This is a genomic window from Amycolatopsis sp. NPDC005232, from assembly GCF_040607795.1.
Taxonomy (GTDB): Bacteria; Actinomycetota; Actinomycetes; order Mycobacteriales; family Pseudonocardiaceae; genus Amycolatopsis.
Genome location: NZ_JBEXHL010000050.1, coordinates 19,012 through 42,248, shown reverse-complemented (window position 1 = coordinate 42,248; position 23,237 = coordinate 19,012). Strand labels below are relative to the sequence as shown.

The 23,237-nt window shown below is 68.8% G+C and carries 24 protein-coding genes; 10 read left to right on the top strand and 14 right to left on the bottom strand.

Annotation, left to right across the window (positions count from 1 at the left end):
* Positions 1-116: 116 nt before the first annotated feature.
* From ABZU76_RS47440 to ABZU76_RS47425, 4 genes are all read left to right on the top strand, one after another.
* Complete coding sequence (locus tag ABZU76_RS47440) at positions 117-923, top strand: ABC transporter ATP-binding protein (protein WP_220245659.1); 807 nt, start codon at positions 117-119, stop codon at positions 921-923.
* Positions 913-1,797, top strand: coding sequence for an ABC transporter permease (locus ABZU76_RS47435; protein ID WP_354883786.1), 885 nt, complete (start codon positions 913-915; stop codon positions 1,795-1,797). Before ABZU76_RS47440 ends, ABZU76_RS47435 begins: the two co-directional genes overlap by 11 nt.
* Positions 1,797-2,849, top strand: coding sequence for an ABC transporter substrate-binding protein (locus ABZU76_RS47430; protein ID WP_354883783.1), 1,053 nt, complete (start codon positions 1,797-1,799; stop codon positions 2,847-2,849). The genes ABZU76_RS47435 and ABZU76_RS47430 overlap by 1 nt, the downstream gene beginning before the upstream one ends.
* Before the next feature lie 246 nt (positions 2,850-3,095).
* Positions 3,096-3,818: a G1 family glutamic endopeptidase gene (locus ABZU76_RS47425; RefSeq protein ID WP_354883780.1), complete on the top strand. Its 723-nt coding sequence runs from the start codon at positions 3,096-3,098 to the stop codon at positions 3,816-3,818.
* Positions 3,819-3,862: 44 nt separating this feature from the next.
* On the opposite strand, the gene ABZU76_RS47420 is transcribed toward ABZU76_RS47425, so the two are convergent.
* The 4 genes from ABZU76_RS47420 to ABZU76_RS47405 form a co-directional block, all read right to left on the bottom strand.
* Positions 3,863-4,174: an antibiotic biosynthesis monooxygenase gene (locus tag ABZU76_RS47420; RefSeq protein ID WP_354883777.1), complete on the bottom strand. Its 312-nt coding sequence runs from the start codon at positions 4,172-4,174 to the stop codon at positions 3,863-3,865.
* 40 nt (positions 4,175-4,214) lie between these two features.
* Positions 4,215-4,820: a hypothetical protein gene (locus ABZU76_RS47415; protein ID WP_354883808.1), complete on the bottom strand. Its 606-nt coding sequence runs from the start codon at positions 4,818-4,820 to the stop codon at positions 4,215-4,217.
* Positions 4,821-4,931: 111 nt separating this feature from the next.
* Positions 4,932-5,441 carry an O-acetyl-ADP-ribose deacetylase gene (locus ABZU76_RS47410; RefSeq protein ID WP_354883774.1) on the bottom strand — a complete coding sequence of 170 codons (510 nt, stop codon included), beginning with the start codon at positions 5,439-5,441 and terminating at the stop codon, positions 4,932-4,934.
* Positions 5,442-5,453: 12 nt separating this feature from the next.
* Positions 5,454-8,333: an AAA family ATPase gene (locus tag ABZU76_RS47405; protein WP_354883771.1), complete on the bottom strand. Its 2,880-nt coding sequence runs from the start codon at positions 8,331-8,333 to the stop codon at positions 5,454-5,456.
* 447 nt (positions 8,334-8,780) lie between these two features.
* Between ABZU76_RS47405 and ABZU76_RS47400 the strand changes: the two genes are divergently transcribed.
* Positions 8,781-9,884 (top strand): S1 family peptidase, encoded by a 1,104-nt coding sequence (locus ABZU76_RS47400; RefSeq protein WP_354883768.1) that lies wholly within the window; start codon positions 8,781-8,783, stop codon positions 9,882-9,884.
* A gap of 95 nt (positions 9,885-9,979) precedes the next feature.
* On the opposite strand, the gene ABZU76_RS47395 is transcribed toward ABZU76_RS47400, so the two are convergent.
* On the bottom strand, positions 9,980-10,384 hold the full coding sequence (locus ABZU76_RS47395; protein WP_220245667.1) for an SsgA family sporulation/cell division regulator: 405 nt from the start codon (positions 10,382-10,384) through the stop codon (positions 9,980-9,982).
* A 273-nt stretch (positions 10,385-10,657) separates the two neighbouring features.
* Positions 10,658-11,128, bottom strand: a complete 471-nt coding sequence (locus ABZU76_RS47390; RefSeq protein ID WP_220245668.1) for an Lrp/AsnC family transcriptional regulator — start codon at positions 11,126-11,128, stop codon at positions 10,658-10,660.
* A 254-nt stretch (positions 11,129-11,382) separates the two neighbouring features.
* Here ABZU76_RS47390 and ABZU76_RS47385 point away from each other — a divergent pair, with 254 nt between their 5' ends.
* Positions 11,383-12,342, top strand: a complete 960-nt coding sequence (locus tag ABZU76_RS47385; RefSeq protein WP_354883763.1) for a beta-ketoacyl-ACP synthase III — start codon at positions 11,383-11,385, stop codon at positions 12,340-12,342.
* Positions 12,343-12,370: 28 nt separating this feature from the next.
* Here ABZU76_RS47385 and ABZU76_RS47380 read toward each other — a convergent pair whose 3' ends face one another.
* A complete protein-coding gene (locus tag ABZU76_RS47380) occupies positions 12,371-13,849 on the bottom strand; it encodes an adenylate/guanylate cyclase domain-containing protein (protein ID WP_354883760.1) in 1,479 nt (492 codons plus the stop codon).
* An 88-nt stretch (positions 13,850-13,937) separates the two neighbouring features.
* Between ABZU76_RS47380 and ABZU76_RS47375 the strand changes: the two genes are divergently transcribed.
* Positions 13,938-14,426: an FBP domain-containing protein gene (locus tag ABZU76_RS47375; protein WP_354883757.1), complete on the top strand. Its 489-nt coding sequence runs from the start codon at positions 13,938-13,940 to the stop codon at positions 14,424-14,426.
* 397 nt (positions 14,427-14,823) lie between these two features.
* On the opposite strand, the gene ABZU76_RS47370 is transcribed toward ABZU76_RS47375, so the two are convergent.
* Positions 14,824-15,522: an FCD domain-containing protein gene (locus ABZU76_RS47370; RefSeq protein WP_354883754.1), complete on the bottom strand. Its 699-nt coding sequence runs from the start codon at positions 15,520-15,522 to the stop codon at positions 14,824-14,826.
* Positions 15,523-15,587: 65 nt separating this feature from the next.
* Here ABZU76_RS47370 and ABZU76_RS47365 point away from each other — a divergent pair, with 65 nt between their 5' ends.
* Positions 15,588-15,929, top strand: a complete 342-nt coding sequence (locus ABZU76_RS47365) for a VOC family protein (protein ID WP_354883751.1) — start codon at positions 15,588-15,590, stop codon at positions 15,927-15,929.
* 130 nt (positions 15,930-16,059) lie between these two features.
* Here ABZU76_RS47365 and ABZU76_RS47360 read toward each other — a convergent pair whose 3' ends face one another.
* The gene (locus ABZU76_RS47360; protein WP_354883749.1) at positions 16,060-16,938 is read right to left on the bottom strand and encodes an SDR family NAD(P)-dependent oxidoreductase; all 879 of its coding nucleotides are present in this window, start codon (positions 16,936-16,938) and stop codon (positions 16,060-16,062) included.
* 99 nt (positions 16,939-17,037) lie between these two features.
* Between ABZU76_RS47360 and ABZU76_RS47355 the strand changes: the two genes are divergently transcribed.
* On the top strand, positions 17,038-17,682 hold the full coding sequence (locus tag ABZU76_RS47355; protein ID WP_354883746.1) for a TetR family transcriptional regulator: 645 nt from the start codon (positions 17,038-17,040) through the stop codon (positions 17,680-17,682).
* Here the strand turns inward: ABZU76_RS47355 and ABZU76_RS47350 are convergent.
* The 4 genes from ABZU76_RS47350 to ABZU76_RS47335 are packed head-to-tail and all read right to left on the bottom strand — an operon-like array spanning position 17,679 to position 20,891.
* Complete coding sequence (locus tag ABZU76_RS47350) at positions 17,679-18,443, bottom strand: ESX secretion-associated protein EspG (RefSeq protein ID WP_354883743.1); 765 nt, start codon at positions 18,441-18,443, stop codon at positions 17,679-17,681. The two genes, ABZU76_RS47355 and ABZU76_RS47350, sit on opposite strands and share 4 nt — an antisense overlap.
* 8 nt (positions 18,444-18,451) lie before the next feature.
* Entirely contained in the window at positions 18,452-19,819 is a 1,368-nt protein-coding gene (locus ABZU76_RS47345) for a hypothetical protein (protein ID WP_354883741.1), read from the bottom strand.
* On the bottom strand, positions 19,819-20,436 hold the full coding sequence (locus ABZU76_RS47340; protein WP_354883738.1) for a DUF3558 domain-containing protein: 618 nt from the start codon (positions 20,434-20,436) through the stop codon (positions 19,819-19,821). The genes ABZU76_RS47345 and ABZU76_RS47340 overlap by 1 nt, the downstream gene beginning before the upstream one ends.
* A complete protein-coding gene (locus tag ABZU76_RS47335; protein WP_354883736.1) occupies positions 20,433-20,891 on the bottom strand; it encodes a hypothetical protein in 459 nt (152 codons plus the stop codon). The genes ABZU76_RS47340 and ABZU76_RS47335 overlap by 4 nt, the downstream gene beginning before the upstream one ends.
* A gap of 595 nt (positions 20,892-21,486) precedes the next feature.
* Between ABZU76_RS47335 and ABZU76_RS47330 the strand changes: the two genes are divergently transcribed.
* The gene (locus tag ABZU76_RS47330; RefSeq protein WP_220245679.1) at positions 21,487-22,248 is read left to right on the top strand and encodes a sulfite exporter TauE/SafE family protein; all 762 of its coding nucleotides are present in this window, start codon (positions 21,487-21,489) and stop codon (positions 22,246-22,248) included.
* Here the strand turns inward: ABZU76_RS47330 and ABZU76_RS47325 are convergent.
* Positions 22,234-23,145 (bottom strand): helix-turn-helix transcriptional regulator, encoded by a 912-nt coding sequence (locus tag ABZU76_RS47325; protein ID WP_354883733.1) that lies wholly within the window; start codon positions 23,143-23,145, stop codon positions 22,234-22,236. The genes ABZU76_RS47330 and ABZU76_RS47325 overlap by 15 nt on opposite strands.
* Positions 23,146-23,237 lie beyond the last annotated feature (92 nt).

Here is a 23,237-nt window from a genome sequence, read left to right as displayed (position 1 = left end):
ATGAGCAAAACGTGGAGAACGAGCAGAGCGCACGCAGAACGTCGACAAGCTTCCCGGGCTCTTGATGCGCTCTTAACCTCCGTCGCAGTCCCCACCGTGACGAAGGAGTCACCACGATGGCGCCACCCCTCATCGAACTCGAGCACGCGACCAAAAGGTTCCCCAGCGGCTCCGGATCCGTCCACACCGCGGTCCGCGACCTGACCATGACCGTGCAGCCGGGCGAGTTCGTCGCGGTCGTCGGTCCCACCGGCTGCGGAAAGTCGACCACGTTATCCCTGGTCAGCGGCCTGCAGCCGGCCTCGGCCGGCAGCGTCCGCGTGAACGGCGCCGAGGTGAAGTCCATTCCGGACGGTGTGGGCTACATGTTCCAGACCGACGCCGTGATGCCGTGGCGTTCGGTGCTGGACAACGTCGCGTCCGGCCCGCGCTTCCGCGGAGTGTCCAAAGCGGACGCTCGCGAGAAGGCCCGTGACTGGATCGGCCGCGTCGGGCTCGAAGGCTTCGAGAAGTACTACCCCCACCAGCTTTCCGGCGGCATGCGCAAGCGCGTCGCCCTGGCGCAGACGCTGGTCACCGACCCGAAGATCCTCCTGATGGACGAGCCGTTCTCGGCGCTCGACGTGCAGACCCGCGCGTTGATGCAGGACGAGCTGCTGCGCCTGTGGTCCGGTTCCGGCGCCGCCGTGATCTTCGTGACGCACGACCTCGACGAGGCCATCGCGCTCGCCGACAAGGTCGTGGTCCTGACCACGAGCCCGGCGACGGTGAAGGACGTCTTCGAGATCCCGCTGGAACGTCCGCGCAAGGTCGAGGACCTGCGCCTCACTGAAGAGTTCCGCTCGATCTACTCCGATATCTGGGAATCGCTGCGCGGCGAGGTCGACAAGGCCCGCCAGAAGGGGGCGACCAGTGTCGCTTGATCTGATCGTCCCGCCGTCGAACCCGAACCCGCGGATCGAAGACGAAGCGAGCCTCATCGCGCGCCAGAAGCTCAAGACCAACGCGCGCCGGCGCAACATCTGGTTGCTCCGCCTGGCGATCGTCGTGGTGTGGCTCGGCAGCTGGGAACTCGCGGGCCGCTACTGGATCGACCCGTTCTTCTACTCGATGCCGTCGAAGATCTGGGAACGGCTCGTGGAGTGGTTCACGACCGGCACCGATTTCGGCTCCATCTGGTACCAGATCCTGGTGACGGTGGAGGAAGCCGTGCTCGGGTTCGTACTCGGCGCGATCCTCGGCGTGGTGTTCGGCGTGGTGCTGGGCCGCAGCCAGTATCTCGCCGACGTGCTGGCGCCGTTCATCAAGGCCGCCAACGCTTTGCCGCGCATCGTGCTCGCCGCGTTGTTCGTGATCTGGTTCGGCCTCGGCATGTCGTCGAAGGTCGCGACGGTCGTGGTGCTCGTGTTCTTCGCGGTGTTCTTCAACGCCTTCACCGGTGCTCGCGAGGTGGACCGCAACCTGATCGACAACGCGCGCATCCTCGGCGCGTCGCGCTGGGCCGTGCTGCGCTCGATCGTGCTGCCGAGCGCGACGTCGTGGATCCTGTCGTCGCTGCACGTGGCGTTCGGGTTCGCGCTGATCGGCGCGGTCGTGGGCGAGTACACCGGCGCGAAGGCCGGCATGGGCTTCCTGATCGCCAATGCGCAGGGCACCTTCGACACCGCCGGTGTCTACGCGGGCATGCTGATCGTCACCGTCGTCGCCCTGCTGGCGGAATGGGGTATCGGCACGGCCGAGTCGCGGCTGCTGCGCTGGCGGCCGCAGATCACCACCCAGGCCGGCGCGGTGATCTGATGCGTCTGAAAAGGACACTCGCGGTCGGCGCCGCTCTGCTCACCCTCGCCGGCGTCACGGCCTGCCGCGATTCGCGCCAGATCGACCTCGGCAACGGCGGCAAACCGCACCTGAAGATCATGATCGGCGGCATCTCCAAGGTCATCTACCTGCCGGGCCAGCTCGCCCAGCAGCTCGGCGAGTACGAGAAGCAGGGCCTCGACGTCGAGCTGTTCGACCAGCCGTCGGGCGCGAACGCGGAGACGTCGTTGCTGGCCGGCGAGGTGCAGGCCGTGGTCGGGTTCTACGACCACACGATCGATCTTCAGGCCAAGGAGCAGTGCCTCACGAGCGTGGTGCAGTTCTCGAACGTTCCGGGTGAGGCCGAGATGGTCGCGTCCGCCAAGGCGCCGGAAATCCAGTCCGGAAAGGACTTCCGCGGCAAGAACCTCGGCGTGACGTCGCTGGGTTCGTCCACGGACTTCCTCACCAAGGCGCTCGCGAGCCGCGGCGGTGTGGACGGCAAGGACTACACGCCGGTGAAGGTCGGCGCCGGCCAGACGTTCATTTCCGCCATGCAGCAGGGTTCCATCGACGCGGGCATGACCACGGACCCGACGATCGCGCAGCTCACCAACACCGGCCAGGCCAAGATCCTCTACGACATGCGCACGGTCGAGGGCACGCGCGCCGCGCTCGGCGGGCTGTACCCGGCCAGCTCGCTCTACATGAGCTGCGAGATCGTGAAGCGCTACCCGGACATCGTGCAGAAGCTGGCCAACGCGTACGTGGATTCGTTGCGGTGGTTGAAGAACCACACGGCGGAGCAGGTCGCCGACGTGATGCCGCCGTCGTTCGCGGGCGGGGACAAGGCGTTGTACGTGAAGTCGCTGGAGGACAGCCTGCCGATGTTCACCGCCGACGGCCGCATGGATCCGGCCGGGGCGCGGAACGTGCTCAACGTGCTCGGCGCGTCGTCGAGCAACGTGAAGCCGAAGAAGGACCAGATCGACCTCTCGAAGACCTACACCACCCAGTTCGTGGACGCCGCGCTCACGCGCTCGGCGCGGTAGTCCACCCGTGTCCGTCCTTCCGCGCGGAGGACGGGCACACCGTGGCGGCCGCCTCGCCTTCCCGGGGCGGCCGTCACGGACTTCGGCGTACAGAAGGGAAATTCGGGACATATTGGTGAAGTTTTCCCGAGATGTGAATACCCTTCGAAAGTAGCTACCCACCTGCTCACGCGGATCCAACACTTGTTACCGGTGCGCACCGCCTGTAACACCCCGAGTCCCCATCGGTGATCAGATTGGATCCGCATGAACTCCCCCCTCTCCTCACGGACCGCGCGGGTGCTGGCCGTCACGGCGGCCGCCGCGGCGAGCATCGCGGCCGCGGCCGGCGTCGCGACGGTCAGCACGCCGTCGTTCGGCTCGTTCCACGGCCAGAGCTTCTCGGGCGGCAACTGGGGCGGCTACGTGAGCTTCGGCAGCTTCACGACCGCGACCGCGAGCTGGACGGAACCGTCGGTGACCTGCCGGTCCAGCAACGACCTGTTCGCCCCGTGGGTCGGCATCGACGGTGACGGATCGTCCACTGTGGAGCAGACGGGCGTGGCCACGGACTGCTCCAGCGGCCGCCCCGTCTACCAGGCCTGGTACGAGATGTACCCGGCGGCGCCGGTGTACTACTCGTCCTCGTCCGCCCCGGTCAGCGCCGGTGACCACATCTCCGCGACGGTCACGCGCAGCGGGACGAACACCTACAAGCTGGACATCAGCGACACCACCAAGGGCTGGTCGAAGACGATCAGCAAGACGTTGACCTCCAAGCACTCCTCGGCCGAGGCGATCATCGAGTCGCCGACGGACTCGTACCCGACGATCTCGGGCGGGATCTCGTTCAGCGGCGTGAAGTTCAACGGGCAGAGCCTCGCGTCGACCAGCCCCGAAGGCCTCGACGCGGACGACCGCGGCTCCGCCACCTTCAGCCCGGGCGCCATCGGCTCGGACGGCCAGAGCTTCACGATGACGCGGCACTAGCGTTCGGTCCGGTCCGCGGGGCTCGGTGCTTCGCGGACCGGACGTCAGCGCGTGAAGCCGTACGACCGCTCGACGCGGGCCACCCGCACTTCGAACTCCTCGTACCACTCCGCGCGGCCCCGTCGGCGGCTCTCGGTGTGCTCGAGGTTCTCGCGCCACCCGGCGATGGCTTCTTCGTCCCGCCAGTACGACACCGTGATCCCGAGGCCCGACTCGTCGCGCGCCGACTCCTCGCCCAGGTAGCCGTCCTGCTCCGCCGCGAGCGCCGACATCCGGGCGGTGCGCTCGGCGTAGCCGTGGTCGCCTTCGGTGCGGCGGGACGTGAAGATCACCGCGTAGTACGGGGGTTCGGGCATGCTCGGTGTATACCTGGTTGGGCCCGTGTCGCGCGAATGCTTATCCCTGCAGCGCTCCGACCGCCCAGGCAAACACCATCACCGCGAGCAGCAGCGACACCCCGGCCTGCACCATCATCGTCAGCTTCGCCCAGATCCGCAGCGGCATGACGTCAGTGGGGCTGAAAGCCGTGGAGTTGGTGAAGGAGAGGTACAGGTAGTCGGCGTAGCGCGGCTCCCAGTCCTGGCTGGTGAGCTCGGGGCTGTCCATCTGAGGGAACTGCAGGTCGGGGAACTCTGCCCGCCCCTTCGCCCGACGCGCCGGTCCGCCGCGGTCGAACTCCCAGTACCAGAGCGAGAAGACGACGATGTTCGTCCAGTACACGATCGCGCCACTCACCAGCACCTGCGGCGCGTGCCCGCTGAACGACCCCTGCACGATCCCCAGCACCAGCCGCACCGCCGACGCCGCCGTGGTCGCGCTCACCAGCGCCAGCAGCACCAGCGACACGATCCGCTCGACCCTGCTGAACTCGCCCATCCGCCCGGGATTGATCAACAACAACGCGACGAGCAACAGCACCGACACCGCGGGCAACAGCCACCACGGCCTCAACACCACCCTGTCCGGCAACGCCAACTGCAACGCGAGCGTCCCCACCACCACTCCGGCGGCCGGCCACCGCGTCTCCCCGGCGGTCGCCCTCCGCCACGCCGGCAGGGCGCCGGCCTCACCTGAGTTCACGTGCGTCACGGTAAGGCGGTTGCGCGCATGCTGCTACAGCTCCGCCGCGAACGCGTCATACGCCCGCTGATCGAACAACACAAACCGCACAAAATCGAACGCCGACGTATCCGCATCCCGAACCGTCGACACCGCGATCCGCGCCGCATCCTCGAGCGGCCACCGATACACACCCGTCGAGATGGCCGGAAACGCGACCGTCCGGGCGCCGAGTGAAGCAGCCACCGCCAGTGAGTTGCGGTGGCAGTCCACCAGCCAAGACGAGCGGTCTTCCGAAGAAGACCACACCGGCCCCACCGTGTGAACAACCCAACGGGCAGGCAGCCGGCCCGCGGTAGTGGCCACGGCCCGGCCCGTGCGGAGCCCCTTCCCGTAGTGGCCGGCGCGCAAGGCACGGCATTCGGCCAGGATCTCCGGGCCGCCCTTGCGGTGGATGGCGCCGTCGACTCCGCCGCCGCCGAGGAGGGAGGAGTTGGCGGCGTTGACGATGGCGTCGACGTGTTGTTCGGTGAGGTCGCCGAGGGCCAGTTCGATGGGTGCCATCCAAGCACCCTGTCACGAAACCGCCGCGTCTCCCGACGGGAGGTGGCGGCCGACGTCCGCCCGCCCCCGTGCGCCCAGCTTGCGCAGCACCTTCGCGACGTGTTGTTCCACCGTGCGCGGCGACAGGAACAGCCCGTCGGCGATCTCGCGGTTCGTGCGGCCCTCGGCGAGCATGCGGGCGACCTCGCGTTCGCGCGGGGACAGCTCGCGGCCGTAGCCGCGGCGGCCGCGTTGCGAAGGGGCCCACGCGCCGTGCTCGCGGAGCAGGTGGTGGCAGCGGCCGGCGTCACGCGTGGCGCCGAGGCGTTCGTACGCGCGGCCCGCGGCGGACAGCGCGTCGACGGCCGGGCGTTGGCCCGCCAGCAGGCGCAGGCAGGCGGCGCGCTCGACCATCGACGTCGCCAGGTACGGCATCGGCAAACGGGCGTACGCGGCGGCTGCGGCGTCGAAGCCCGCGGCCGCCGCTAGGTGTTTGCCGCGGGCGCCCGTCAACACCGCGCGGCCCGCGGACAACGCGGCCACGGCCAGGGGTGCGTCGCGGCCGGTGATGCCGCGCGCGAACTCCTCGACGAACGCGTCGGCGTCCGACCAGCGGCCCGCGCGCGCGAATGCCTCGGCCGCCGCGGGCACCAGGGACGCCGCCCACACCCAGACGCCCTTGCGTCGCGCCGCATCGACGGCGACGTCGGCGACGGCGCAAGCACCCGCCACGTCGTCGCCCGCCAACAGGATCCCGATCTGCACCGAAGCGGCCGAAAGCACCACGGGGATCGGTCCGTCAGCGGGAACCGATGCACGCGCCAAATGTTCAGCAGCCACAGCGAATTCGCCCCGAACCGCCGCCAAACCGCCGAGCACCAGCGAAGTCTCCATCACGATGGGCCCCAGCTCCGGGTACCGCGAGCGCACGTCCTCCGCCGTCTCCGCGAGCCCGTCCCACTCGCCGCGGAACCACGCCAGCCGCGCGTGTGTGCCCTGGATCAGGCCGATCGCGTACAGCGCCCCCGCGTCCGAAGCGCGCCGCGCGCCCTCCTCGACGAGCCGGGTGGCCCGATCGAGGCGCCCGGCCCACGACTGCGCGTCGGCCAGGTTGCACCACAGCCGCGCGAGCTGCACGCGCTCGGCCACGCTGTCGCCGACGTCCGGCAGCGCCTCGAACTCCGCCCACACCGAACCGTCGCCGATGTGCGAAGCGTTGGTGATCCGGTCGACGGTCAGCGCCAGCCGCAGCTCCGGGTCCGTCAGTCCGGAATGGACTTCTCGCGCCCGCCGCGTCCAGCCTTCGTGCCACGAAAGGGGAGTGAGCCCGTCGACGGGTTGCGCCAGCAGGTTGATGCCGCGCGCGGCCAGCTCCGGCCGGTCCACGAGCTCGGCGACGGCACGCTCCACCTCCTCGCGCCCGCGTTCCAGCCGTCCGATCGTGCGCACCAGCAGCATGCCGAGCGACAGCCGGATCGTCCCGCGCACGGTCGGCGGCAGCGGCCGGTCCTCCAACACGCGTTCCAACGTCTCGATCACGTCCGGGCGAAAGCCGCGCAGCGCCACCTGGCTCAGCTTCGTGGCGAGCCGTCCGACGTCGTCAGAGGCCGGCAGCACGGCCTGCAACAGGTCGATCGCGCGCGAGGTCTCGCCGTGGACGATGGCCTCGTCGGCTGCCGCTTCCGCATAACGAAGCCATTTCTCCGTGCGCCCGGCCGCATACGCGTGCTGAGCCAGCAACAACGAAGGCGGCGACGGCAACGCGCCCAGCACCCGCATCGATTCCGTGTGCAGCAACGTCCGCTCCGGGCCGCTCACCGTGTCGTACACGGCCTTGCGCGCCAGTGGATGCCGGAAGCCGTACCGGTTCTCACCCAGCTCAGCCACCAAACCCCCGGCCAACGCGGCCAGTAGCGCCGCCCGCAGCGACTCCTCACCGAGCCCCGCCACCTCGGCCAGCGTCGCCGGCTCCGCAGGCACCGACAGCACTGCCGCGGCCCGCGTCAGCTGCGCCGCCTCCGCGGGCAACGCGGCCAGCCGCTCCGTCACGGACTCCCGCAACGGCGCCGGCACCTCCAGGTTCTCCAGCAGCCGATCCGACAGTCCCTCACTCGCCGGCAACGGCACGTTCCGCAAGGCCCGCAACGTTTCCTCGACCACGAACGGGATCCCGCCCGTGCACTCGTGCAGCTTCGCCGCGAACTCGTCACTCACACGCGGCAGTTCGAGCACGTGCACGGCCATCGCCCGCACCGCCGCGACGTCGAGCGGCCCGAGCGCGACGCGTGCCGTGTGGACACTCGGCGCCGCCCGCACCGGCGCGCCCAACGGCCCCGGCCACGGCTGCGCGCCCGTGCGATAAGCGGCCACCACGGCCAGCTCGGGCGGCAGGTCGACGGCGAGGAACCGCATCAGGTCGCACGTGCCCTCGTCGGCCCACTGCAGGTCGTCGACCAGCAGGATCGTCGGTCCACATGCGACAAATAGCTCCCGCACGGCGCGGAACACGCGGTGCCGCTGCGCGCTCGGGTCGTCCAGCGGCTCGGGCGTCGGCGGCAGCCGGTCGGCCAGCTCCGGCAGCAGTGGCCGCAGCACGCCGGCCACGGGGCTCAGCGGTCCCAGCGGACGCTCGCCCACCGCGTGCAACGCCTCCAGCACCGGCCCGTACGGGAACGGCTCGCGCAACGGCTGGCAAATCCCACGCAGCACGCGGCCATCGGAGAATTCGGGCCGTCGCGCCAGCTCGGCCAGCAGGCGCGAGCGACCCATCCCCGGGTCACCCTCCACGAGCACGGCGGCCGGTCGGTGGGTGAGTACCTCGGCCACCGCGGTGAGCTCCTGGTCCCGGCCCGCGAAAGCCGTCGGCCCGGTGCGTACGGTGACCGACGTCGGACGGGGGACGGCCTGCGACATGTCGACCTCCCTGCACGCTTGTCCGTTTCGTCGGGAGCCTAAGCAGCGTTCAGCCACCCGTAAACCAGCCGACGACCTGCGTCTCGGCACCCGGCTCACACGTCTGCGTACACAGCGTCACCGGTTGGCAGACGGATCTTCGGCGCAGGATCACCATGCGTACGAAACCTCGGGCATCCCCACGTTCCAGGGGCGCATAACACGTTCTGGCCGCTGAAAGAGCTACGCAAAGTAGTTGCCGGAATCCCTACTTATGGACGGTGCCGCGAGAGAAAATGGTGCCGATACGGCGTCTGGAGCAGGGCGTTCGGCCAAGGGGATTGCGTATACCTATCCCCGCCGAGCCCTTATTGCAGTGGATTGGACCACGCTGCACGCTCTCATCCCGGGGGAAGGGATGCGCCGCGTGGCCGCACCGGTGCCGCGCGTAATCACGAGGGAGGAAGCATGAAGATCATCAGATTCCTCGGTATCGCCGCCGTCGCCGCCGCGACGGCGGGCACGATGGCCGCGGTCACGAGCCCGGTCGCGGGTGCCACCTTGTTGAACCCCGACATGGTGCCGGCGATGCAGCGCGACCTCGGTCTCACCCACGACCAGGCAATCGCCCGGCTCGCCGCCGAGGACTCCGCCACGAAGGTGGGCCAGGCGCTGGAAACCGCGCTCGGCGACAGCTTCGGCGGCGCGAGCTACGACGCGGACACGGGCAAGGCGCGCGTCGGCGTGACCGACGCTTCGCTCGTGGAGAAGGTGCGCGCGGCGGGCGCGGAGGCGCAGGTCGTGCGCTTCAGTGAGCGTCAGCTCGACTCCAGCGTGGCCAAGCTCAATGCGGGTGAGAAGACGGCGCCGCAGTCGGTCACGGCGTGGGGCGTGGACCCGGCGTCGAACCGCGTGACGATCACCGTCCTCAAGGGACAGCGGGCGGCGGCGGAGAAGTTCGCCCGCCAGTCCGGTGTGGACACTTCCTCGCTGGAGGTCACGGAGACCGCAGCCAAGCCGCAGCTGCACTACAACGTGCTCGGCGGTGACGCGTACTACATCGGCGGTTCGTCGCGCTGCTCCGTCGGCTTCTCCGTGAACGGCGGCTTCCTCACGGCCGGCCACTGCGCCGCGCTCACCGGTGCGGGCCCGCTGACCGGCTACAACCGCGTGTCCATGGGCTCGTTCTCGACCTACCGCTTCCCGGGCAGCGACTACGCGTACGCACGAGTCAACAGCAACTGGACCCCGGTCGGCCAGATCAACAACGGCACCCGCGTGACGGGCTCGACGGCCGCGGCCGTGGGCGCGTCCGTCTGCAAGTCGGGCTCCACCACGGGCTGGACCTGCGGCACGATCCGCGCCAAGAACCAGACCGTGCGCTACCCCGAGGGCACCGTCAGCGGCATGGTGCTCACCAACGCCCGGTCCGACCACGGCGACTCGGGCGGCTCGTTCATCTCCGGCAACCAGGCGCAGGGCCTGCTTTCCGGCGGTGACACCGTGAACACGTACTTCTACCCGATCCTCAGCGCCCTCTCGGCGACCGGCACGACGCTCGTGCGCGGCTGATTTTCCCGCGAACAGAAGAAGGGCGGATCGAGTGCCTCCAGAGCACTCGAGCCGCCCTTCTTCCTATACCGCCGCGGGATCGGCAGTCTGGGGGGTCAGACGTTGCTGATTTCCTCGATCAGCCCGTCGATGTCGAAGTTTTCGCTCTCGGTGCCGAGCGGAACCAGTTCGTAGGAGGACTCCAGGAACGTCTCGACGTCCTCGCGCTCCAGTTCGAACGACGCGTACCCGTCGGGTGACTCGATCTCCAGCGTGAGCATCGCCGGGTCCTGGGACAGGTCGGGGCGGATGCGCACGTCGCCCAGTCCGGACGGCTCCTCGAGCCCGGTCACGAGCAGGTCACGTGCGAACGTCCACTCGATCCACCGGCCGCGCTCGGTCCGGAACGCCACGGTGACCGCGAACGGCTCCGCGCAGTGGTAGGACAAGCGGGACAGCACCGGCGTGGTGCTCTCGTTCAGCAACACGAACTGGGTCTGGTGTACGGCGTCGGTGTGCACGGCTGCTCCTGGGGGTTTCCTCCGGTGGTTCGCGCCCTGCGAACTGGTCGGCAAGGAGATGATCAGCTTCGGCTCTCGTGACGCCGGTTTCCCGCCATTCACGCGATCGGCTGCATCCGTCCTCAGTGGCGTAACACGGACCACATACCCCTTGCGTTCGACCGCTGACCATCCGTCACCCGGGAGGGCAGGGGGTGGGGGACTTTCGTGCAGGGTCACGGAAGTGTCACGGTCCGATGTAGACCGTGGCTTTTCCAGGGCTTTCTGTGGGGTTCAGTCCAGTGGAAGCGTGAGCCCGACCTTGACCCGGTCCATGGCCACGCTCGTGGTGAAGTGCCGGACGTTGGGGTTGTCGAAGAACATCCGCCGCGTGAACGCCTCGAACCCCGCCATGTCGGGGCAGGTCACGATCAACACGAAATCCGCCGTGCCCGTGACGTAGTAACACTGCTGCACGCAGTCGTCGCCCAGCACCTGCCGGCGGAACGCGTCCAGCACGGCCAGATTCTCCCGCTCCATCTCCACCATGACGACGAACGTCATCGACAGCCCGAGGGCGCCGGGGGACAGCACGGCGACCTCCTTCTCGATCACGCCCGTCTCGCGCAGGCGCTTGATGCGGCGCTGCACGGCGGCGGCCGAGAGACCCACCTTCGCGCCGATGACCTCGGCGATCGTGCGCGAGTCGGCCTGCAGGCAGGCGAGGATGGCGAGGTCCAGCCGGTCGAGGTCGGGAGTGAGCACGCTTCAGGCTAACCGGGTGCACCGACTCGACGCTTCGTCTTTACCGAGGCTCACCCACTGATCAAGAACGGGTCTGCCCAATACCTCCTATCGAGCGAACGTGAAAGAGGAGGATTAGTGACGTGCACCACAACTGACCGGTCTACCCAGGGGTAGCCCATAGAAGTGGAGCGAGCCGGTGGAACCGCCGCCCACCGGCCGGGAAGGTAATAACTGTGAGTCCTGTCGGGTTCCCACCTGGTCGTACCGCTGTCGTGACCGCTCTCGGCCGCGCGCTGCCCGAACGGGTCGTGACCAACGACGAGATCGCGCAGACCCTCGACACCTCCGACGAGTGGATCCGCACGCGCACCGGCATCCGCGAGCGCCGCATGGCCGCGCCCGGCGAGTCCACAGTGGATCTCGCCGTCGCCGCGGGCCGCGAAGCGCTCGGCGACAGCTCCGTCGACGCCGTGGTGCTCGCCACCTCCACCGCCGACCAGCTCTGCCCCGCCAGCGCGCCCCAGGTGGCGGCGCGGCTCGGGCTCGGCACGGCCGCCGCGTTCGACGTGAACGCCGTGTGCAGCGGCTTCGTCTACGCCCTGGCCACCGCGCAGGGCTTCATCGCCGGCGGCATCGCCAAGCGCGTGCTGGTGATCGGCGCAGACGTCTTCACCTCGCTGGTCGACCCGACGGACCGCGCCACCGTGCCCATCTTCGGCGACGGCGCGGGCGCGGTCGTCCTGCGCGCCGGCGACTCGAACGAGCCGGGTGCGATCGGCCCGTTCGACCTCCACAGCGAGGGCGAGCTGGCTGACCTGCTGTGGGTCGAGGCGGGCGGCTCGAAACACCGCTTCTCCGAGGACCCGCGCGACCACCACCTCGTCATGCAGGGCACGGCGGTGTTCCGCCACGCGTGCGCGCGCATGGCCGAATCGTCGCGCGCCGTGCTGGAGCAGGCCGGCTGGATGGTCGGCGACGTCGACCGGTTCGTGGGCCACCAGGCGAACATCCGCATCCTCCAGGCGACGGCGAAACACCTCGGGCTGCCTGCGGACGCCGTGGTGGCCAACATCGACCGCGTCGGCAACACCAGCGCCGCCTCGATCCCGCTCGCTTTGGCGGACGCAGTGGAGGACGGGACGTTGGTGCCCGGCCACCGGGTGCTGCTGACCGCGTTCGGGGCGGGGCTGACCTGGGGTTCGACGTTGCTGACCTGGCCTGAGCTGGGCTAGTTCGTCCAGGCGCTAGTTCGTCCAAGCCTCAGTTCGTCCAGGCCTCAGTCGCTTGCTGACGGCCGCGCAGCAGGAGCGGGCCGTGCGGCTGCCAGAATTCGCGCTCGCCGCCGAGCGCGGCTTTCACGGCGCCTTCGCTGGCCAGGATGCGTGATGGCACGGACTTCGCCTGCTCGGTGAGCCGTGCAGCTTCGTTCACAGCGTCGCCGATCACGGTGTACTCCAGCCGGCTCGACGTGCCCAGCTGGCCCGCGAACACCTGCCCGCACGCGACGCCGATGCCCAGGTCGAGCTCGCCGTCCGCCACCACGGCGTCGCGGATCGCGCGGGCGGCGGCCAGCGCCATGGTCGGGGCGTCGGACAGGCGCGTGGGCGCACCGAAGATGCACAGGGCCGCGTCGCCCTGGAACTTGTTGACCAGGCCGCCGCGCGCGTCGACGGCCGAGACCACGCTGGCGAAGAAGCGGTTCAGCTTGGCCACGAGCTCCTGCGGCGGCGTGCGCGATGCGAGCGCCGTGGAGTCGACGACGTCCACGAACAGCGCTGTCACCTCGCGCACGTCGCCGGACAGCGAGGCGCCGTATTCCAGGGCGTGCCGCGCGACGTCCGTGCCGACGTGCCGGCCGAACAGGTCCCGCATCCGCTCCTGCTCGCGCAGGCCGGCGGCGAGCTCGTTCACGGAGGTCTGGAGCATGCCGATCTCGCTGGAGTCGTCGACGTCCACGGACACGTCCGTGGTCCCGCGCGCGATCCGGTCCAGCGCCACGCGCAGGCGGTGCAGCGGCGCGGCGACGGCACGGGCGAGCAGCGCCGTGCCGATGGCGCCCGTGGTGAGGCCGATCACGGACAGCGTGATCAGGCTCGCCGCCGGGTTGGCGCGGCTGACGTCGGGCGGCGTCGCGACCAGCAGCACGCCGACGAGCGGCACGCCGCTGGCCAGCGCCCACGTGACGATCAGCCTGGTCAGCACGGTGACCGGCAGTGAGCCGTGGGGTGGCGTCACGTCGAGCGCGATCGTCATCACCGGCCGCGCCACCCACTCCGCGGCGAGGTACATCAGGCCGACGGTGGTCAGCCCGCCGAGGCCGATCGTCAGCGCCATGCCGGACGCGTCGTCGAACGAGCCAAGCACGCCGGCCAGCGTGCCGAGCGCGATGGTGCCGATGAGCCACAGCGTGCCGCTGACCACGGCCATGTCCACGGGCAGCCGCAGCGCGCGCTTGGCCTCGTCCTCGGTCGGCGGGCGGCCGATCGTGAACCACACCACGGTGCGTCGCTGCAGGTAGGCGGTCCAGAGCGTGCCCACGAGCAGGCTCGCGGCCACGATCCCGCCCGCCGTCAGGCCGAGGATCCACCCGCGGTCGCCGACGTCCCCGGGCAGCCCCTGTAGAAACAGCAGCAACGCGACCACGGCCGACCCGGCGACACTCGACCCGATGCCGAGCGCAGCGAAGCCCAGACTCGTGCGCAGGACCAGCCGGAACCGCCCCGCCGTTCGCTTGCGCACGCCGCCGATCGTACGGGCTGGCGCTCGCGTCCGGCTCGGCGAGAAAAGGCGTGGCAGCTCTCGCGGCCGCGTCGCTACGGTGCTGCCCATGCAACCCCTCGACGCCGACGCGATCCGCGCCTCCTTCGTGAACTGCTCCCGCGGCGAGGCCAAGTCCGTCACCCTCCCCACCGACGTCCCCTGGGCCACGCGCGACTTCCTCGGCTGGCGCGACCCGAAGGCCCCCGGCCGCGCCTACCTCGTGGTGCCCCGCGACGGCGGCGTCGTGGGGCTGTCCCTGCGCGCCGCGCCCCCCGCTACCTCGCGCTTGCGCAGCAACATGTGCGCCTTCTGCTCCACCACCCACGCCACGTCCGACATCACCCTCTTCTCCGGCCGCCGCGCCGGCAAGTCCGGCCGGGAGGGCAACACCCTGGGCACGTACGTCTGCGCCAACCTGTCTTGCAGCGCGTACGTCCGCGGGGAACTCAAGCCGGCCGTCCCGCAGCCCGTGGAGACCCTGACTCTCGACGAACGCGTGGCGCGCATGGAGGACCACGTGCGGAGGTTTGTGGACCGGATCCTGGAACCGCACTAGCGCGGGTGCCCTCGCCGCTCCTTCGCCTTTGCCAGTCATCTGCACGGACCGGCGCTGGCGTCAACAGCAACTCTCGAGTTGTCCACACCTACCCCACACGAGACTGCACTTGTCCACAGATCTCATGAAGACCGCTTTTTGAGGCCTGGTAACGATAGACTGGGATGGGGACGCCCCCCTCGGGAGGGCGGGGGCTTGTCGCGGCTCAGTCGGTCCGTCGGCAAAGTCTTGCGGTGTATGAGAAGCGTGGGCGAAATCACGGCTGGTTGAACGTCGCGGCCGAAACGAACCAAGGCGAACAGAGCACGATCCGGCAGTCGTGCCATGGGTAGTAGGCGTCGATATGGGGCGCTGTCGACGGTGGAAACCCGTGGAGTCTCAGAGATCCAGCAACGTTCTACGTCTCAGAGTCGTTGCCCACCGCGTAATCGTGGGCATAAGACTTCGCATCCAACAAATGCTTCAGCGTGATCTCCCGCGCAGCAAGTCCGTCGGAGGCCTTCAATGCCGACAGGATCGCCCGGTGTTCATCCACTGCCTTGCGGATCTGGCCCGGCAACCGCAGCGCTGCCCGGCGCTCCTCGCCCACCAGGGCCAGGACGGAACGCAGGAGGTCGGCGACGTCGTCGTTGCCGGCGTTGCCCGCCATGACGCGGTGGAACTCGGCGTCCGTCGCGATGACGCGCAGCATGTCGCCCTCGGCGGCCGCGGCTTCCATCTCGGCGACGTTGTCCTCGAGCTTCTGGATCGTCCGCGGCGAGTGGTTGCCGGCGAGCCGCTCGGCGAGGGTGGGCTCGACCGTCGCGCGCAGGTCGAACAGCTTCTCCACCAGCTGTTCGTGCTCGGAGAACCAGCTGCTCAGCGGCGCTTCGGTCTGCTCGCGGACGTAGGTGCCGGAGCCCGCGCGGATCTGGACGTAGCCGATCGAGTCCAGCACCCGCAGCGCCTGCCGCAGCGATCCGCGGCTGATGCCGAGCTGTTCGCACAGGGCGCGTTCCGCGGGCAGCCTCGAGCCCGGCGGGAGCTCGCCACTGTCGATCATCGCGCGCAGGCGATCGACGGTGGCGCTCCAGACCTGTTCGGATTCGTGGGCCACCCGCCCATCCTGGCAGGTCGTGGCGGGCGGCGGAAAATGTCGGTGGTGCGTGCCACTCTGAAGACGTGACTGCGAAGTTCAAGGACTTGGCCCTCGACGCCCAGGACCACCAGAAGCTGGCCGACTGGTGGTGCGTCGCGCTGGGCTACGTGCGGCGCGGCGAGACCCGCTCAGCCGACGACCCGGTGCCGATCGTCGACGCCGCCGGGGTGGGGCCGTTGATCTGGGTGAATCCGGTGCCTGAGGTGAAGACGGTGAAGAACCGGATGCACCTCGACGTGTTCGGGGACGTGGGGGAATTGGTTTCGTTGGGGGCGGTGTTGGTGAGGAACAAGGGTGCGGATATCGATTGGTGGGTGATGGCGGATCCGGAGGGGAATGAGTTTTGTGTGTTTGACCCACGGTGAATGGGCGGCTCGACCTGCTGCGCGGATCATTGCGCCCGGGGGTGAGTGTTGACACCTCGATCCCGCGTGGAAGGTGGGGATCGAGGTAACGGGGCCGGGTCTGGGTGCAGTTGGAGTTGGGTGGCTGCTTTCAGTTGCTGACTGCCGGAAGGCTGTTTCCCCGTTGCTGATGCCAGTTCTCGCCGGCGTCCGGGTGATCCGTCGAACGGCTCAGTTCCGCCCATTTCTCGTCCACAGCCAAGCGGTTGCGCCAGACTTCGCGGCCGTATTCATACGCGTCGCTGCCGGCCAGTAGCCGCAGCGGCGGGTCCGGAAGCTCCGCAACGCGAAGCACCAGGTCGGCGACGAGCGCCGGGTCGCTGGTCGCGGTCTTCTCGAACCCCGCCATGGCTCGGGCGGAAGCGCCGACCGTCAGCTCGTAGGGCGCGCTGATCGGCGGCGTCGCCATCGACGAGCCGGCCCAGTCGGTGCGCATGCCGCCCGGCTCGAGCACGGTGACCTTGATCCCGAGCGGCGCGACCTCCGCGGCAAGAGCCTCGCTGAACCCGCCGACAGCCCACTTCGCCGACTGATACGCCGTCATCCCCGGGCTCCCGATCCGGCCGCCCACCGAGGAAATCTGGATGATCCGCCCGCCGCCTTGCCGGCGAAGCACCGGAACCGCGGCCTTCGTGACATAGACCGTGCCCAGGAAATTGGTCTCCACCTGGCGCCGGAAGACGTCCAGCGACGTGTCCTCAAGGGCCACTCGATCCCCCTGGCCGGCGTTGTTCACGACGACGTCGAGGCGCCCGAACGCCCGAACACCACCCGCGACAGCGGCCTCCGCAGCGGCAGGATCGGTGACGTCCAGCGCCTCGACGTGCACCTGCGACCCGAAGCGTTCCCGCAGGTCATCGAGCGAACGCGGGTCACGGGCGGTCGCCACGACCTGGTGCCCGGCCGCCAGGGCGCGCTCCACGATCTGGCGGCCCAGGCCGCGCGAAGCGCCGGTCACGAAGAAAACCACGACAACCTCCGAAGTCCGATTTAACGCAAGTTGATTGCGTTACCACGACCGTAGCACCCCAAGACGGGGTAACGCATCCGACTTGCGTTAAAGTGTGGTGTGCATCGCCGAGCGCGTTCCGAGGAAGCCAAGCTGCAGCGCGCCGAGGACCTCCTCGCCGCTGCCCGCAGGCTGGCCGTCGAGCTGGGCGGGGTGCGGCACGTGACGCTCGCGGCCGTCACGGAGGCGGCGGGGCTGCACGCGTCGGCCGTGCGGCGGTATTTCGCCAGCCGCGAGGAGCTGTTCCTCGAGCTCGCCGAACGCGGCTGGGAGGAGTGGCGCGACGTCCTCACCGCCCGCCTCGCAGGCGCCCGTGGCCTGCCCCCGGGCGAGCTCGCCGAGGCGCTGAGCACGACGATCGTCACGCTCCCGCTCTTCTGCGACCTGCTCACGCACGTGTCACTGAGCCTGGAAGGCGACGTCTCCGTCGAGCGCGCGCGCCAGTACAAGACGAGGTCCTTCAAGGCGTACGACGTGATCGTCGAGACCCTTGTCAACGCCGGAACCCTTACCGCACAACAGGTCCACGACGTCATCGCCGCGCTGCTCGGCACCACGTCGTACTTCTGGCAGCTCTCCCACCCGACGGCCACCCTCGCCGAGCTCTACCTCCAGGAACCGCGCTGGTCCCACTCGGCGCTCGACTTCGAGTCCCGCCTCACGCGGCTGCTGAAAGCCACCGCGGAAGGCCTCGCCGAGCGTTAACCGAGCGCGTTCGACGCCAGGTGCAGCGCTTCGATCAGATGCGCACGGTGTCCGGGGTGGACGTTGATGCGCGCCTCGCCGTGGGTGTTGCCAATGAACGTCAGCACGCGGCCGCGGTCGGTGAGGTCGAGGACGGACATCGGGGTGCTGCGCGTGCGCCGGCCCGCGTCGTCGCGCGTCGCGACGTACAGCTGGTGCGCGGCATCGCGACCGGCGCGCATGAGGCGGCGGAGCTCGTCGGCTTCGTGGGACATTTCGGTCAGTGGATTGTCGGACTCGTAGTCGCGCCCCGCGTCCTCGAAATGGGCCTTCGGCACACTCATCGGCGCCAGCCGCGCCGGCGGGCGCGTGGGCAGCGCGTCCACCAGGTGCTCCGCGGCCTCGCGCGCCGGGATCGGGTCGAGCTGCACCACGCGGTGGTCGGTGATCAGGCGCACCGCGTCACGGCCCGACTCGGCCACGAGGATCGCGCCGTCGTCCGCGCCGTCGCGGAAGTTGCTCCACGAGTACATCTCGCGCGCGGGGTTGGCGAGGACGTCCAGCGTCGCGCGCCACGGCCGGGCGAGCTCACCGGCCGACGTCGCCAGCCCCCGGTCGTACAACGCATCCAGCGCACGTCGGCGCAGCGTCGCCTCGGCTTCGTCGGTGCGATACGTCTGATCCGGCCCCACGACAATCGGCGGCTCACCGAGCTCGGCGACGGTCCAGGCAACCAGGAACACCGGCCGGGGCAACCGCACCGGCCTGTCGATGATCGTCATCGGTCTGCTCAGGCTCCGATGGTCGGGGGCGTCGGCGGAAGGCCGGTGTGGGGATCGAGGAGCCTGCCGTCTTCGTCGTCGAGGAGCGAGAATGCGGAGTCGTCGTCGATGCCGTACTTGCGTTGGTGCTCGGCGTCTTCCTCGCCCTTGCCCTTGTTGCCGGCTGCGCCCATGCCGCCCATTCCGGGCGAGCCCTTGGCTCCGGCCGCACCGGCTGCTGCGCCTCGCCCGGCCAAGGCTCCTTCTTCACCGAACGCGCCGGACCCAGCGCCGCCGCTGAGCCGGGAGCCGATTCCGCTGCGTCCGCCGCTGCCGAACGCCCCGGACCCACCTGCTCCTGCTCCGGCACCCGCGCCTACTCCGAACCCGCCAGGCCCGAACCCGTCCCCACCACCGGTCGACGACCACGACGGATTCCCACTGCCGACCGGGAACCTCTGCCCCGACGGCGGGACCCGCGGATCGTCGAGATCACTGGACGTGTGCGTGTCGTCATCGTCACCCGGCCGCCTACCAGGCCGCTCCTCATCCCGCGGCGGCCGCTGCTCAGGCGGCACCACCGGCCGACCGGTCGGCGGCGGCAACACTGTCGGCGGCGGAATATTGGGCGGCGGCGTGGTCGGCGGGGGTGTCGTCGGCGGAGGCGTCGTGATGTGCCGGGTGTCGACCTCGGACTGCGAGGTGGACGTCTTGTCGTCGCCGGTCGTGTTCTTGCTGTTGTGAGTGAGCTTCTTGCGGACGACCTTGCCGGGCTGGGTGATCGTGACGGTGCCGTCGAACTCGTTCAGCTTGCCGTAGTCGGTCTTGAGGCCCTGACCGCTGTTCTGTGCCTGCTGGGCGTAGCCGTTGTACCGGTCGAGGTTCTGCTGGGCGAGCTGGTTGTACTGGTTGATCTTGTCTTCGGTGTCCGTGTCCCACGGCGTCGCCACATCGACGAAATCCTTGTGCGGCGGGGTTCCCGGCATCGGTTGCAGGGACTGCTTCATCTCGTCGAACCCGTGCGCGAGGCCGGTGAGGTTCTGCCCGTTGGTCGTGTACGTCTGGGACGCCGCGGCCGTCGTGTCGGAGAAGACCTTGATCCGCTGCTGCGCGGCCTCGGCCCCGCCACCGGTCCAGACGGACTCGAGGCCGGTGCTGAGGTTCTGGATGTCGGCGCTGATGGTGTGGTGATCCGCCGCGAGCTGCGTGGCCTGCCCGGCCCCCTCGTGCCAACCGCCGGCGCCCTTGCTGTTCAGCACCTTTTGCACCAACTCGGGTGCCGGCACGGCCTGCTGGCCGACGTTCCCGTGTCCGACGTCGTCGACCCACTGCTCGGCGTCGTTGACGCGGTCGCCCGCCCACTTCGCGGCGTCACCGATCTTGCTGAAGAAGCTCATCAGCCACCAGCTTTCTGGCGCAGGTTGGTGACGACCATGTCGGCAACCCGAGCCGTCAGCTCGCAGGGATCGGCCTGGCCGACTTTGCTCTGACTCAGCACGAGCGATGCGTCGAACTCCAGTTCGTCGCTGATGCCGACGCTCACCTGGCAGAAGTCGTTCGGAGTGTCGGAGCTGTACGTGGAGTGCGCGACCGCGGGAAATCCCTGGATCGGTGGGAGCACTTTCCACACTTTGGCCTGCGGTTTTGTGCCCGCGTACACGGCACTGAGCCCATCGTTCTGCTTGGTCGAATAACTCACGGTTACCTGCGCGGCTGCACTCCAGTTGCACGCTGGACCCAGCGCGGAGTCGTCGCGTTTTCCGCTCGGGGCGGTACCCAGAATCTGTGTCAACTGGTCAGCGGTCAGCGCTTCTTGGCACGGGTCGCCGGAGAGAACTGAAGCTGGAAGCGGGTGCCCGACCTTCGGAGCCCCGCTGTGCGGCAGGGCCGGATCGGCGGACGATGGGGAAGGGGTGGTTGCAGTGCTGCCGGCGGCGCCACCTGTGCACCCCGCCGCGAGAGCGAGAGTCGCTGTCACGCCGAACAGCGTCCGCAGTACCCGGGTGTTTGTCACGCGAACCCCTTGTCCTGGTTCTCGGGGGCGACGGTCTTGATGTCCGTCCCCGCCTGCCCGTCGGCTGTCTCAATGATCCCCAACGCCTGCTCAAGCCGGGACACCAGCTCCGACGCGTAGGCGTACTCCTTCTTGACCTGATCGGAGCCGCTCCCAAAGGCGCCTTGAGACTGTCCGTCGCCGACGAGCAGTTTGTTGTAGCCATTGCTGCCTGGCTCATCTGCAGGAGAAGTCAGGTGAGTCAGCGTTTCCGCTTTGGGAACCATGGGCCGGAGTTGGTCGCGAACGCGTTTGGCGGTCGTGAGCATGCTGCGTGCCTCGTCGGGGCTCAGGCTGAAGCCCGGACCGGCGGGTGCGCCGGCTCCGCCCGACGCACCGCCGCCGGCGGGTTGGTCGCCGGTGATCGTGAAGTTCAGGCCGGTGAGCCAGTTCGACTCCGGCGCAGGTAGAGCCACTGCGTTCCCCCTCATGACGCTTCAGTCCGGTGGCGGACCGTCCCCTGCGGCAACGGTAATGGACTGATCACCCTCGGGTGGGCATTTTGCCGAAGTCGGGCGAAAGGCGCTAGGGCGCTGTCGCCGATCGGGTGGAGGCTGTCCATCACGAGCCGGCCTTGTGGAGGAGGTTCGTGACGACCATGTCGGCCACCCGGGGTCATCTTTGCCGACCCAGGTACAGAGAGGTGTCGAACGACAGGTCATCGCGGATGCCGGTGCTCACTTTGCAGAAGGTCTGTGGCGAGTCGGGGCTTCCGGATGAATGCGCGGCTGCGGAGAATCCTTGAATGAGCGGGAGTTCTTGCCACACGCTCACCTGCGGTTTCGTTTCTGGTAGACCCCGCTGAGGCCCCGATGAGTCTGGGTGACGTAGTTGATTGAGATACCCACTGCCATCCCCTCGGATGAGCCGGCCGGAGGCGGCCGGTTACTCCAGGTTACCGAGACAAAGGGACAGAGCGTCACCTACCAGGGGCCAACCGGCACTGTCGCTCCTGACACATCGCGTCGCGGGGGTGGGCGGGGGTGCTTAGGGTGCCGGGGTGGGTGCGTTATGACGTGGTGGCATGCGGTGATCATCTTCGTCGCCGGGGTGTGGGCGGGGACGATCAACGCGGTGGTCGGGTCGGGGACGTTGGTGACGTTTCCGGTGCTCGTGGCGTTGGGGTACCCGCCGATCACGGCGACGACGTCCAACGCCGTGGGGCTCGCGCCCGGCACGATCAGTGGGGCGTACGGCTACCGGGCCGAGTTGGAGGGGTACTGGCCGCAGGTGCTGAGGTTCTCGGTGGCGTCGTTCTTCGGCGCGATCGGGGGGACGATTCTGCTGCTGACGTTGCCCAAGGACGCGTTCGAGACGATCGTGCCGGTGCTCGTGGGGCTGGCGGTGGTGCTGGTGATCGTGCAGCCGAGGGTGTCGAAGTGGGTGCAGAAGCGCCGTGACGCCAACGGCACCGAGCACAAACCCGGGCCGCTGCTTCTCGGATTGCTGTTCGTCATCGGCATTTACGGCGGCTATTTCACGGCGGCGCAGGGCGTGATGATGATGGCCGTGATGGGGATGCTGCTGTCCGAGCCCCTGCAACGGCTCAACGGGGTCAAGAACGTCCTCGCGGCCGTCGTCAACGTCATCGCCGGCCTCATCTACGCCGTCGTCGCCCCGGTGAGCTGGCCCGTGATCGGGCTGCTGGCTGTGGGGTCGACGATCGGGGGGCAGATCGGGGCGAAGGTCGGCCGCAAGTTGTCGCCGACGGTGTTGAGGGCCGTGATCGTGGTGATCGGTGTTGCGGCTGTGGTGGAACTAGTCCTGAAGTGAGTGCTGCCAACGTTGTGCGGGCTCGATGGCTGCGGTGAAACGCTGACTGCGGATATCTTCATGATGACTTGCCACTGTGGCAAGGAGCTCTCGCGACCCGTTGGTGTCGAGGGTCACCTCCCTCACCCGGTCGAGAACGAACCGGTAGCCGCTCAGTTCGTCGGGGCTCTCGAGGTACAGCGACGTGAACTGGTTCTCCGTGTAGATCACCGGTTTGTGGTTCCGGTACAACAGCAGGCGAAACGCTGGTCCGAACACGCCGGCCGGGCAACGGTCGGCCGGAATCACCCGCAGGGCGCAGTGGGGCTCTGACGAAACGAACAGCAGGTGCAGCACCTGATCGTGCATCACCTCGGGCTCCGCGACCTGGGCGCGCAGCACATCCTCGTGGATGTAGGCGTTGAGCCTGGGCGGGTCCGCGCGGCGTAACAACTTCTGCCGGTTCAGTCGATTGCGTACGGCTTCCTCGCCTGTTTCTCCGACGAACTTCCCGAGCCAGTGGAAGAGTGCGCGGGCGTATCCCTCGGTCTGCAGAAGGCCCGGAATGACCTGCGGCTCGTAGCAGATGATCTCGGAGGCGGTGGTCTCCGAGTTGATCATCAGGGCCATCTGCTCATCGTTCGTCCGGAGCCGATGACCATCGTCGACTTCGTTGATCAGCCTGACCAGTCGGAGCACCTCGGTGCGCGTGGCCTTGCAGTTCGCCGCGAACAACGTCGCGTCGACTTCGGTCACGCCCCGGGCGCCGCTCTCCAAGCGCGAGATCTTGCTCGCGGAGAAGCCCACCCGCTTGGAAAGCTCCGCCGCCGTGAGGTCGGCGCGCACTCGTAGCCGTCTCAGCTCATTGCCGATTTCGCGCTCGCGGGAGGTTGTCTCCCGCTCTGTGGTCCCTGCCATGAGAGCAAATTAAGCCCGAGACCACCCGCCCGGTCAGTGCGACGCGGCAAGATCAGCGGAACGGATGCCGTCCCGCCGATCCATGCCACCCT

What these genes read in the sequence shown, in the direction of transcription:
- ABZU76_RS47350 (WP_354883743.1), bottom strand. Translation starts at nt 18,443, where the DNA reads ATGACGATCATCGACAGGCCGGTGCGGTTGCCCCGGCCGGTGTTCCTG.
- ABZU76_RS47405 (WP_354883771.1), bottom strand. Translation starts at nt 8,333, where the DNA reads ATGTCGCAGGCCGTCCCCCGTCCGACGTCGGTCACCGTACGCACCGGG.
- ABZU76_RS47400 (WP_354883768.1), top strand. Translation starts at nt 8,781, where the DNA reads ATGAAGATCATCAGATTCCTCGGTATCGCCGCCGTCGCCGCCGCGACG.
- ABZU76_RS47430 (WP_354883783.1), top strand. Translation starts at nt 1,797, where the DNA reads ATGCGTCTGAAAAGGACACTCGCGGTCGGCGCCGCTCTGCTCACCCTC.
- ABZU76_RS47375 (WP_354883757.1), top strand. Translation starts at nt 13,938, where the DNA reads ATGCAACCCCTCGACGCCGACGCGATCCGCGCCTCCTTCGTGAACTGC.
- ABZU76_RS47410 (WP_354883774.1), bottom strand. Translation starts at nt 5,441, where the DNA reads ATGGCACCCATCGAACTGGCCCTCGGCGACCTCACCGAACAACACGTC.
- ABZU76_RS47425 (WP_354883780.1), top strand. Translation starts at nt 3,096, where the DNA reads ATGAACTCCCCCCTCTCCTCACGGACCGCGCGGGTGCTGGCCGTCACG.
- ABZU76_RS47420 (WP_354883777.1), bottom strand. Translation starts at nt 4,174, where the DNA reads ATGCCCGAACCCCCGTACTACGCGGTGATCTTCACGTCCCGCCGCACC.
- ABZU76_RS47345 (WP_354883741.1), bottom strand. Translation starts at nt 19,819, where the DNA reads ATGAGCTTCTTCAGCAAGATCGGTGACGCCGCGAAGTGGGCGGGCGAC.
- ABZU76_RS47440 (WP_220245659.1), top strand. Translation starts at nt 117, where the DNA reads ATGGCGCCACCCCTCATCGAACTCGAGCACGCGACCAAAAGGTTCCCC.
- ABZU76_RS47330 (WP_220245679.1), top strand. Translation starts at nt 21,487, where the DNA reads ATGACGTGGTGGCATGCGGTGATCATCTTCGTCGCCGGGGTGTGGGCG.
- ABZU76_RS47325 (WP_354883733.1), bottom strand. Translation starts at nt 23,145, where the DNA reads ATGGCAGGGACCACAGAGCGGGAGACAACCTCCCGCGAGCGCGAAATC.